This is a genomic window from Candidatus Binatia bacterium (assembly GCA_029243485.1).
GTDB lineage: Bacteria > Desulfobacterota > Binatia > UBA12015 > UBA12015 > VGTG01.
The window spans coordinates 1-9,767 of record JAQWRY010000029.1; the positions used below are offsets into that span (position 1 = coordinate 1).

The following is a 9,767-nucleotide window of genomic DNA, read 5'->3' on the forward strand; positions in this document are numbered from 1 at the left end:
TGGCGATGAACCGAAGCCTGCCGGGGCACTGTGGGCAGCGTAGAACGTCGCAGTCGAAGGCTCTTCTCATCAGGTCGGCCCACCGGTGATGGCGACGCCTGGGTTCTTTGGCTTCCTCCTCATCGTCGGGCGGAGCTGGGGCCTGGTGGCTTCGTCCGGCCGGTTCGGCGGCGCGTGCGACGGCGGCCTCGCGGCCACTGGCATGGCCGGCGAAGACGCCGCGCACCGCGATCCTGACGCGCCGAGAACAGATCAAGAAGAAGACAATGGCTCGTCGTAAGCGACAGAATCTACGCGCCGCGTAGGCGGGCAAACGTGCCGGAAGTGCCTCTTAGAAATCGACCCCAAAGATCCCGACTCAGCTGACGACGTACAGTGGCTCGTTCTGGTGCATGGAGCGTGCGCGCTCGCGTATGCGTGAGGGCACTTCATTCGTGGCGCGGGAGAGAGGTGCATCCGCTGAAAATCCGCCGTGGCCCCCGACGGCACTACTCCCGGGACCGAGGGACGTCGCTACGGACGCACGGGTGGCCGCCGTTGGGGCCACCCGCCGGCCCGGAATCGGCATGGGCGATGGCGGCAGAGTGGCGCGGCGAAACCGACGCGCCGACCTCTGGCCGTTGCCCGGGCCCGATCAGCCGGTGGGGCACACGGGGTACTCGCTCGGAGATAGAATGCATCGCTGTCTAGGTGGCAGCGACTGGGCGTTTTCGATCAGGCAGTTGATCCCCGTGGGGGGCGTGAGGCTGGTTCGTTGCTGATCGTATGCGCCGGAGTCCAGGCAGATATGGATGCAGTCGTCCCGATCGAAATAGGGGCCGTATTCGCCTCCGCAGGTCTCTCGCAGATCGAGACAATACAGTTGGTCACACGCGAACAGGTCCCACACCCGGAACACGTTCTCCAGCTCCTGCCCTAGCTCGCAGGAGGTGGTCAGGATCCTGCGGGAGCGCCCGAGCTCGATGACCTTGTCACGCAACGACGGGTCCTGTCTGCAGGCATCGACGCAGCGAGAGCCCACCAACTCGCCCGTGGCTCCCGGAAATCGACTCGTGATCATGTGGCAGGTCTCCAGCTCCTGGCAGGTCTCGACGCAAAAGGCCTCCGGGTCCTCCTCGATCGCCACTTGCACCGCCCACCGTTCGCCGTACGGGCATCCGTCAGTGGTGTCCGGAGACGGCTCGCTGGAACAAAGGTCGCAGAGATCCCCCCAGCCGTCGGCATCGGAGTCCTCCTGGCGTGGGTTGCGCGCGAGCGGACAGTTGTCTTGGGGCATCGGTACGCCGTCCTGGTCCCAATCGGCATCCCGGAACATTCCTCTCCAATCGTCCCGGCCCACTCTGACCCCAGGCCGCACCCGCGATGGACACCCGAGCTCTACCGTTCCCGACTCGTTCGGACATGCGTCACAGAGGTCTCCGGCGAGATCTTCGTCCTGATTCTGCTGGTCTGGATTGGGGAGCAGCTGGCAGTTGTCATAGTAGTCGACCACGCCGTCTTGATCGAGGTCCCGGTTGAGCAGCATTTGCCGGAGAGCGTCGGGGTCGAGGATTTCCCCGCTCCCGCTCCCGCTCCCGATCTGCGGACGCGCTGGGCCCGGGCCCTCAGGGGCGGCGCTCTCCATGTTCGACCCCGGCTCACATCCGAGCAGGAGTAACAGAAAAAGATGCAGCATGGTCTTCATCTGTACGTCGTCAGCTGAGTCGGGATCTTTGGGGTCGATTTCTTAGAGACACTTCCGGCACGTTTGCCCGCCTACGCGGCTCGTAGATTCTGCCGCTTGCGACGGGCCATCGTCTTCTTCTTGATCTTCTCGCGGCGCGTGAGGATCGCGTCACGCCGCCCATGATATGCATCGGCTGGAGTCACGTTGTCCAGTGACTCGTGGTAGCGCCGGTGGTTGTAGTGCTCGACGAAGCGACCGATCGCACGCTCGAGCTCCCACGGGCTGTAGTAGTTGTCGAGCTTCACCACGTTCTTCATCGACCGGTGGTAGCGCTCGATCTTCCCCTGCGTCTGCGGATGGTACGGCGCTCCTCGGGTGTGCTCCATCCCGTGACGATCGAGATACGTCGCCAGCTCACCCGACACGTAACAGGGGCCGTTGTCGCTCAAGAGCCGAGGCCGATGCACGACCCGCACCTCGTCCACTCCCGCCTTCGCTCGCGCCAGATCCAGCGTCTCGGTCACGTCCGACGCCTTCATCGTCGTGCTCACCGGCCACGCCAGGATGTAGCGTGAGTAATCGTCGAGCACGGTCGACAGGTAGTACCAGCCCCAGCCGACCACGCGCAGGTACGTGAAGTCGGTCTGCCAAAGCTCATTCGGTCGCTTGGTCGGATGCTGGAAGCGATCGGCAGCGCGGATCAGGAGGTAGGCTGGGCTCGTGATCAGGTCGTGCGCCTTCAAGATCCTGTACACGCTGGATTCCGAGATGAATTGGCCCGTCCGATCCGTCATCCGCCAGGCCAGCTCCCGAGGCGACTGGCGGTAGGAAACATGAACGGCCTATTTGCCCAGGTCGCCGGGTAGCCGCCACCGCGAAGCCTGGAGCGAGGTCCAGTTGGCGGTAGGCGGGATCAAGGGCCCATTTGCCCAGGACGGCGGGTAGCCGCCACCGCGAAGGCTCGAGCCAGGTCCGGATTTCGGGTTCAAGCGGCCGCGGCGGAGCCGTCGCGCCGTTAGGTCGGATTGGAACCAAAAAGGGGCTTCATGTCGGCTATCCGCCGGTCACGGCGCCTCCGCCCGCGTTGGAGAGTAGTCCCGCGGGGAAGAAGTTCGCATCGAGGTCGAGTCTCTGCCGCACATCTTGCCGGCGCCATGATCTGACCGACTTGACCATCACCTCGTCGACCGGACCCACGTCCCCGGCATCGTACTGGATGATGCCTCACGTACCGCTGCTGGTGATGCGGATAGCCGACATGAAGCCCCTTTTCTGCTCCCATCCGACCTAACGGCGCCTTACCGGATGTATGCGTGCGCCTCTTTCTGCCTCATGGAGCCTCCGCCGTGTGGAGCATCGTGTTGCCGGCGGCGACGCGGGCGAAGCGGTCCGGCTCGCGCGCGAGAACGGCCATCGCGATGGGCCCACCCCAATCCTGGCAGACGATCGTGATGTCGCGCAGGTCGAGGTGCAGAACGAGCTCCCGTAGCCACTCGATGTGCGTCTCGAACGTGTAGTGCGACGGGCGGGTGAGCTTGTCGGAGCGTCCGAACCCGATGTGGTCGATCGCGATCGCGCGCAGGCCGGCCGCGGCGAACACGGGAATCATCTTCCGGTAGACGTACGACCAGGTCGGCTCGCCGTGGGCCATCAAGACCACGGGCGAGTCCTTCGGCCCTTCGTCGACGTAGTGCATGCGAAGCGTGCCGTCGGCGTAAGGGTTGCGTAGCTCGGCGTAGTTCGGGGTGAACGGGTACCCGGGGAGGTTCGCGAACCGTGCGTCGTCGGTGCGCACAGTGACCGGGACTTCCGGGCCGGTGAGAGGCGTCACGACGGAGCCTCCGCCCGTGCGTAGGTCTGAATCAGATGCATGGGCGAACCGTACAGGAAGTCGTGCTGGCGTCACCCCCTCTACGATTCGCGCCGCGCTCAGTCTGCTAGGGCCGCGTTCATCACCCGGTTCACCGCTTCGGTCGGCGCGTTCAGATCGTATCCGATCGTGTCCCAGAAGTCGCAGTTGCCGTAGGGATCGACCGTCGTCGATAGCTCGGGGGAATCGAGGACGAGGTACTCGAGCCCGGCCGGGGTGAACCCAGGCCACGGGAATCCGCCGTGCGCATTGGGGTCGAGCGCGGTTCCGAAGCTCCCCCAGTAATGGACCATCTCGTCGGAGAGCCGCGCCTGTTCCGGCGTGAACTGGTAGCCGACCTGGCGATCCGTGTGAAACACGAACGGGACGTCGTCGCCGTGGCACGCCGCATCCACGCACTGAGGAATGTCGGGCCAGATGTTGACGCCGGTTTCCGTGAACTCGTAGACCCAGATCGCCTCGCGCGCCTGCGACGCCACGAAGCGGTTCGCGCAGCCGAAGAGGTAGTCGGTTGCGACGCTCGAGAGAACCAAGAAGTTGTCCCCGCTCGGGTCCGGCGGATACAGCACCAGGACCTCCTCCGCGATGTCCGCGCCGAAGAGGAGCGTCAGGACGGTGGTGTAGACGGTGTCGCTGATGGTTCCGCCTTCGAGCTTCGCGATCTCGTCGACGAACACGATGCCTTCGTTGGTATTCGTGCCGAGGACGGTGGGGCGATCGAGCGCTCCGTTCTGCGCGGTGATCGTCGGGTCGCCGGTGAGGAAGTCCTCGTCGATGAGCGGAGAGAACACGAGGAACCCGGCGAGCCTGGCACCGACCAGACTGTTCAGCAGAAGCGCTTCGCTGGATTGTTGCTCGACGATGGTGTCCGCCGGCACGGACCGCAGGCAGGTGAGGCCCTGATCTTCGCAGCCGACCAACTTCTCGAAGAGCTCCCCGCTCGGGACGGCCTGCTCGAGGGTTTTGTAGGGGATCCCGAACGGATTGCTCTCCATCAGGATCGCGCGGAAGAGCCCACTGCTCGATGGCACCGAGAGCTGGTGAAGACCCACCGACATCGCACCTGCGCTCTCGCCGAAGATCGTCACGTCGTCGGGATTTCCGCCGAACGCCGCGACGTTGTCCTGCACCCAGCGCATTGCGAGCTGCTGATCCATGAGGCCGTAGTTGCCGGTGAGTCCGTCGACGCCGGCGAGGAAGCCGAGCGCACCGACTCGGTAGTTGATCGTGACGAGGATGACGTCTTGCGTCGCCGAGAGGTAGGCGCCGTCGTAGAGCGGGATGTTCGTGCCGCCCGAGGTGAACGAGCCGCCGTAGATCCAGATCATCACGGGGCGGGAGTCGCCGCCGTGGACGCCGAGCGGGCGCCAGACGTTCAGCGAGAGGCAATCCTCGCTAGTCTTGCGTCCCGCGCCGAACTCCGAGTCGGGATCCGATTGGGGGCAGGCCGCCGGGACCGTGTCGGTCGCGTCGAACACCCCATCCATCCGGGCCTTGGGAATCGGCGGACGCCACCGATTGTCGCCCGCCGTCGTCTCGGCGAACGGAATTGCGAAGAAGCCTTCCACCCCGAGGTCGGGAGCATCGACGACGTCGAGCTGGAGGCCGCAGACGTCACCGGATGTCGTGCCGACGACATCCGTCGTGCAGCCCACGTTCTCCGTGTCGGAGCATGCGGCGAGCATCGCCGCGAGGATGAACGCCGTCCATGACCGAACCGATGAGCGAACCAGACCAGCCACCGAATCTCTCCCTCGAATCCTCACTTCACCACCCCCTCAGATCACGCGCATCGGATCCATCCCGACGCCGACGAAGCGGGGAGGTTACCGCCATCGCCCGGCTGTTCCAAGCTTGTTAGGCCTCTTGGCATGCCTGATTCTCTCGTCCCGACCACCGAGTTCCTCGAAGCCGAGCTCAAAGACCGGATTCTCACGATTCGCCTGAACCGTCCGGATGCGCTGAATGCCTTCCGGCCGGAGATGCTGATCGGCATCGCCGAGCTCGCAGAGACGGCGAATGCCGCGTCGGACGTCTCGGTGATCGTGCTCGAGGGGGCCGGGCGGGCCTTCTCCGCCGGGGTGGATCTGAAGGTCCTGCAGAACGAGACGCCGCAGGCGGGGAAGATCGGCACTGTGTTCGATGACGCGGCCCGTCGAGCCTATCTGGCGCTCCGTCGCTGCGCGCGGCCCGTCATCGCGAAGGTCCACGGTGCGTGTTTCACCGGGGCGCTCGAGATGGCGCGGATAGCCGACATGAAGCCCCTTTTTGGCTCCCATCCGACCTAACGGCGCCTTACCGGACGTATGCGTGCGCCTCTTTCTGCCTCATGGAGTTCGGATCGATACGGAGGATCTCGATCTCTGGATTCGAGAACCCGAAGCGAGGCGCAGTTGATCGAAAGCTCTTTACGGCGGTAGCCCGATCAACCGCCACCATCACCCTTGATCGCCGCTCCGAAGCCGCCTCGGGATTCTCCCGGAAGCGATCCAAGGCCAGACTGCTCGTCACCAGATGCAGCGGCCAAGTTCGGCATCGCCGGCTCTCGGTGATCAAGGTCAGATGGAATTCCTTGAACCCCGCGTCAGCCAGGGGCGGGGCATACGGGCTGGCGAAGAAGACCTGACCCCCTCGTGCATGGTCAACGATCCAGTCGCGCGCGAGGTCCCTCGTGTCCGGGTACATCCCATGGACAAACCTTCCTGCCACTTGAGCCGGAAGGATTAACGCGATCGACAGAACGACCCCGGCAAACACCCGACGGAGCAGCCGCACCTCCCCGACGGCCATGGCCCTCAATTCCGCCAGCCCGATGCCGCCGACAACGCAGAGGCCCGCTAGCCCTGGCATCACGTAACGGGAAAAGAAGGGATAGGGCTTTGCCGGAACGACTTCCATCATCGCGAGGTAGCCAAGCGTCCATGCGAGCAGCACCAGAGCGAAGTCACGGCGCGCCAGGAGCAACGAACGGGCTCCCCACGCTGCGAGGGCTAGACCGGCAACCCCCATCGCGGGGAGCAGGCTACGGGTCAAGTAAAAGAACCCCCATGTCTTCCATATCGGAAGCGAGATGCCATCGTGATGTCCCGCGAGCGCGTAGGCCGCCTGATATTCCATCCCCTCGACGAGATGCCAGGGGTCCCAGATGATCCAGGGCGTGGTCGCTAAGAACCCGATCGCAGCCATGGCGACCACGAGACTGAAGTGTGTCGCGGCGCGCTCCCGTCGAAGCCACACCTCCGGGAGCAGGGCCAACGCGAGGGCGGAGACCCCTGAGAACTTCGACCCCGCACAGAGCCCCGCAGCGAGACCGCAGAGGGCAGCATCCCCTCGCGCGCGCGATTCGAGCCGGCGAACTGCTGCCAGCGCCGTCACGGACATCCACAGCGTCAGTGGGGTGTCCTCTTTGATGTACCCCGCAGCAGCGATACTGACCGGGTTGACGGCGAAAAGGAACGCGGCGAAGAGGCCAGCTGGAACGCTCCAGACTCGCAGGCCAATCAGATACAAGGGCACGACTGTAGCGGCCGAAAGAACTGCCATCCAAGCTCGCCCCGCCCACAGGTCGAGAGACAGGCCTGTACTCAGGACTCGCTGTCCTACGTCGCCGGCGATCCAAGCGAGCTGGAGCCCCGCCTCGCGCAACACGGGGAGCACCGCAGCCAACGTGTAGAAGAGGAAGCCGGGCTGGATTCCTGGTGGCGTGTAGTCCTTTCCGGCGAGACCCGTCGCGACGCGGAGGTTCTGGCTCTCGTCGGGGAGATACTCGTGCGGAAGCCCCAGCACGCTCCCCCAGAGCCGGAGCGCCAACGCGACAACGAACAGGAGCCCGAGGGACGACAACGCGCCCGCGGAACTGGACCTCTTCCGTGCTCCGGTTCCGTCCATCCTACGTGGCACGGGCCAGCGAAACGACTCGGACGCGATCAATCGCTCGCTCGCTCGTCACTCGGTAACCTCGATCTCGTGCCGTCGCGTCGACATCGATCTTCGAGTTCGGCTTCAACACCAGCACGATGGCCTCCGGTCGCCCCCATCGAGTTGCCCCAAGGTCCGGGACCTGTTCGACGCAATGCACACCCTGTGCTCGAAGCCCGCGAACGAGCTTTTGCGGCCCGAGAAACGAGGCGCGATCAAAGTAGAACCCGAAAGTGGGGCATCCAGACGGGGGCGATACGAAGACCAGGTCGTTCTCTCGACGGAGGTCCTGCACCACAGCAGAAACCACGCGCCAATCGGGTTTCGGGAGGGCGCTAAGGTCGGCGTGCATGAACGACGACACGGCGAGCGCGATTCCTGCTGCCCACCGCCAGGCCCGACTAGGCACAGCTACCTCGAGCATGACCGCGGTCAGAAGTGTGATCCCGGGAAGCGCGAAGAGCACGTAGCGTGGGAGAAAGATCGGCGTCCACTGCGCAATCACGAAGCAGAGCAGAACCGAAGCGATCCCCCACCAGGCAAGCGCGAAGACGCGCGGGCCCAGGCCGCGGTGGTCGACACCACGCAGCATGAGGATCCAGGCTCCCACGACGACCAGTCCCGCCTCCGCCGCAACCGCTGCCGGGCCGCCACCGAGTTGAACTATCGCGTCCAGCAGTTGCGCACGTCCTGGGGGACCGAGCCAGTAGACGCCGGGCACCGGCGCTCTATCGACCAGGACTGGTATCCAGGGAGAAAACAATCCGACGGCGGCGATTTGACTGACGATGTAGAGGCCGGCGGTCCGAGCCGGAGGTCGCACAGCGGCCAACCCGACCAACTGCGCCAGGAAGGCAATCGCAACCGTAAAGTGCGTGTACACGGCAAGCGCGTTGACGACGGAGAGAATCGCCGCGCGCCAAACACTCGGTCGCTCGAGTAGGGCGAAGTAGACATAGAAGGACACCACGCAAAGGAGAAGGACCAGACTGTACGATCGGGCCTCTTGCGCATAGTTCAAGACCATCCCGGCGTCGAGGTAGAGAAGCGACGCGAGGACCGCGACTTCCGCCGAGAAGAAGCGTCTGGCAAGTAGGAACAAGAACACGCCGGCGAGCGCGCTGGCCAACAGGGAGAGAGAACGCGCGCCGGTCTCCGTCAGGCCGAAAAGCTCAACCCATGCCGAGAGCATGAGGTTGTACGCCGGAGGATTCTCGTTCGTTGCAGAGAAGCGCAGGAGATGCTGCGTCGAAAAATTGGTGCGCAGTAGGGATAGGGATTCGTCGAGCCAGAGAGCACTCTGTCCAAGGCCAGGGCCGCGAACGCCGATCTGGAGACAGAAGACGACCAGCCCGCTCCACAACGGATAACGGTCCGCCAAGGAGACCGTCCTGTCGACGATGGGCATGGTTCGGAACCTGATGTAGTCGATCGTGCAGGATGTCAACCACTGCTGATGGCAGCCGACCACCGCCGAGAGGAACAACGGAGCCCGATGTCCAGGGGTCATTCTCCCGAATACGAAACGCTCACAGCTTCCCGCGGGTGGGCAGTCGTGCGGATAGCCGACATGAAGCCCCTTTTGGGTCTCAGGGCGACAGAACGGCTCCGTATCGGGATCGCAGTCGATAGCGCGACGGTTCACGTCTTCAAAGACGTCGGGATCAGTGGGCCGGATTTCTAAGAGACATTTCCGGCACGTTTGCTCGACTACGCAGCGCGTAGATTCTGCCGCCTACACGACGAGCCATTGCCGTCTTCTTGATCTGTTCTCGGCGCGAGAGGATCGTGTCGCGCCGCCCATGACATGCACGACCTGCACTTCATCGACGCCTGTCTTCGCTCGCGCCAGGTCCGGCGTCTCGGTCACGTCTGACGCCTTCATCGTCGTGACGAGCGTCCACGCCAGGATGTTGCGCGAGTCATCGCGGGCTTGCGCGGCTCCAGGCCAGCGTCGCCGTGCTCGCGGTAGCGCTCGTACCAGACGTAGAACGTCGAGCGACTCACACCCAGTTCCCGAAGCGTCCGGTGCACCGACAGGTCCGAGCCTTCTACCAGGCGGATCACCTTCTCCGCGCTTTCTCCCTTTCCCATCGGATTCTCCTTCCGTTTGGGCCGGGAGTGTCTCTTATTTCATCGACCTATTTGGTCCAACCGTCTCTGAACCCGAACACGTGCGCTACATGGATGATTTCGTCCTGCTGGCGCGTACGCGTTGGCAGCTGCGGCGAGCGATCGCCGAGGTGCATGCGGTGATCGGGCCAATCGGTCTGCGCCTGCACCCCGACAAGCGTTTCATCGGCTCGCTGCGTC

7 protein-coding genes and 2 pseudogenes are annotated in these 9,767 nt (G+C 64.2%); 2 read left to right on the forward strand and 7 right to left on the reverse strand.

Annotated features, from left to right (window positions below; all coding sequences use genetic code 11):
• Nucleotides 1–88: 88 nt before the first annotated feature.
• The gene (locus tag P8R42_10275; GenBank protein MDG2305026.1) at nucleotides 89–280 is read left to right on the forward strand and encodes a hypothetical protein; all 192 of its coding nucleotides are present in this window, start codon (nucleotides 89–91) and stop codon (nucleotides 278–280) included.
• Nucleotides 281–634: 354 nt separating this feature from the next.
• Here P8R42_10275 and P8R42_10280 read toward each other — a convergent pair whose 3' ends face one another.
• The 4 genes and pseudogenes from P8R42_10280 to P8R42_10295 form a co-directional block, all read right to left on the reverse strand.
• A complete protein-coding gene (locus tag P8R42_10280) occupies nucleotides 635–1,684 on the reverse strand; it encodes a thrombospondin type 3 repeat-containing protein (protein ID MDG2305027.1) in 1,050 nt (349 codons plus the stop codon).
• 71 nt (nucleotides 1,685–1,755) lie between these two features.
• A pseudogene (locus P8R42_10285) lies at nucleotides 1,756–2,505 on the reverse strand (DDE-type integrase/transposase/recombinase).
• A gap of 491 nt (nucleotides 2,506–2,996) precedes the next feature.
• Nucleotides 2,997–3,497: an alpha/beta fold hydrolase gene (locus P8R42_10290; protein ID MDG2305028.1), complete on the reverse strand. Its 501-nt coding sequence runs from the start codon at nucleotides 3,495–3,497 to the stop codon at nucleotides 2,997–2,999.
• A 98-nt stretch (nucleotides 3,498–3,595) separates the two neighbouring features.
• Nucleotides 3,596–5,278, reverse strand: coding sequence for a carboxylesterase family protein (locus P8R42_10295; protein MDG2305029.1), 1,683 nt, complete (start codon nucleotides 5,276–5,278; stop codon nucleotides 3,596–3,598).
• A 129-nt stretch (nucleotides 5,279–5,407) separates the two neighbouring features.
• Between P8R42_10295 and P8R42_10300 the strand changes: the two genes are divergently transcribed.
• Nucleotides 5,408–5,824 carry an enoyl-CoA hydratase/isomerase family protein gene (locus P8R42_10300; protein ID MDG2305030.1) on the forward strand — a complete coding sequence of 139 codons (417 nt, stop codon included), beginning with the start codon at nucleotides 5,408–5,410 and terminating at the stop codon, nucleotides 5,822–5,824.
• Between the two features lie 7 nt (nucleotides 5,825–5,831).
• On the opposite strand, the gene P8R42_10305 is transcribed toward P8R42_10300, so the two are convergent.
• The 3 genes and pseudogenes from P8R42_10305 to P8R42_10315 all read right to left on the reverse strand — a co-directional run bounded on the left by P8R42_10305 (nucleotide 5,832) and on the right by P8R42_10315 (nucleotide 9,524).
• Nucleotides 5,832–7,379: a glycosyltransferase family 39 protein gene (locus P8R42_10305; protein ID MDG2305031.1), complete on the reverse strand. Its 1,548-nt coding sequence runs from the start codon at nucleotides 7,377–7,379 to the stop codon at nucleotides 5,832–5,834.
• Between the two features lie 46 nt (nucleotides 7,380–7,425).
• Nucleotides 7,426–8,862 (reverse strand): glycosyltransferase family 39 protein, encoded by a 1,437-nt coding sequence (locus P8R42_10310; GenBank protein ID MDG2305032.1) that lies wholly within the window; start codon nucleotides 8,860–8,862, stop codon nucleotides 7,426–7,428.
• Nucleotides 8,863–9,335: 473 nt separating this feature from the next.
• Nucleotides 9,336–9,524 (reverse strand): annotated as a pseudogene (locus tag P8R42_10315) (helix-turn-helix domain-containing protein).
• Between the last annotated feature and the right edge of the window lie 243 nt (nucleotides 9,525–9,767).